We start from the raw sequence: 1034 nt of genomic DNA, 5'->3' as shown, positions 1-1034 counted from the left end.
GTGTTGTTCGGCCAGGACTGCCCCGACGAGCCGGATCAGGGCGTCGCGGTCGGGGAAGATGCCGACGACATCGGTTCGGCGCCGGATTTCTTTGTTAAGCCGTTCCTGGGGATTGTTCGACCAGATCTGGCGCCAGATCTGTTTGGGAAACGCGGTGAACGCCAGCAGGTCTACTCGAGCGTCGTCGAGGTGAGCAGCGACTTTGGGCAGCTTGTCGGACAGTGCATCAATGATCCGGTCGTATTGCGCGGCAACCGATTGCGCGTCGGGCTGGTCGAACACCGAGTGCAATAGGGTCTTCACCCACGGCCACGAGGACTTGGGGGTGATGGCCATGAGGTTGGTGGCGTAATGGGTGCGGCACCGCTGCCAGGAGGCTCCGGGCAGGGTGCCTCCGAGCGCCGAGAGCAGTCCGGCATGCGCATCGCTGGTGACCAGCCCCACCCCTGAGAGCCCGCGGGCGGTCAACGAGCGCAGGAACGTCAACCAGCCGGCACCGTCTTCGGCGGTGGTGACGTCCAGGCCCAGGATTTCGCGGTAACCCTCGGCGTTAACGCCCGTGGCGATCAGGGCGTGCACGTTGACCACGCGGCCGGCCTCGCGGACCTTGAGCACCAGGGCGTCAGCGGCCATAAACGTGTAGGGGCCGGCATCCAACGGCCGGGTACGGAAGGCTTCCACGGCGGTGTCGAGTTCTTTGGCCATCACCGACACCTGCGACTTGGACAAGCTGGTGATGCCCAGCGTCTCGACCAGCTTGTCCATCCGCCGCGTGGACACCCCGAGCAGGTAGCAGGTAGCCACCACGGTGGTCAGGGCACGTTCGGCGCGCTTGCGGCGCTCCAACAACCAGTCCGGAAAGTAGGAGCCCTGCCGCAACTTCGGGATCGCCAGATCCAATGAACCTGTCCGCGTATCAAATTGGCGATGCCGATAGCCGTTGCGCTGATTGGTCCGCTCGCTACTGCGTTGGCCATACCCGGCACCGCACAATGCGTCGGCCTCAGCACCCATCAGCGTGTGAATGAACGTGG

General features: G+C 64.4%; 1 protein-coding gene. It reads right to left on the bottom strand.

The annotated features are described in order from the left end of the window. A partial coding sequence (locus AAHS21_RS31960; protein ID WP_342931262.1) for an IS256 family transposase occupies nt 1–1034 on the bottom strand: 1034 nt, incomplete at both ends.

The organism is Mycobacterium sp. 050272, assembly GCF_039023525.1.
Taxonomy (GTDB): Bacteria; Actinomycetota; Actinomycetes; order Mycobacteriales; family Mycobacteriaceae; genus Mycobacterium.
The sequence above is the reverse complement of the archived record's forward strand: the minus strand, read 5'-3'. Positions and strand labels throughout refer to the sequence as shown.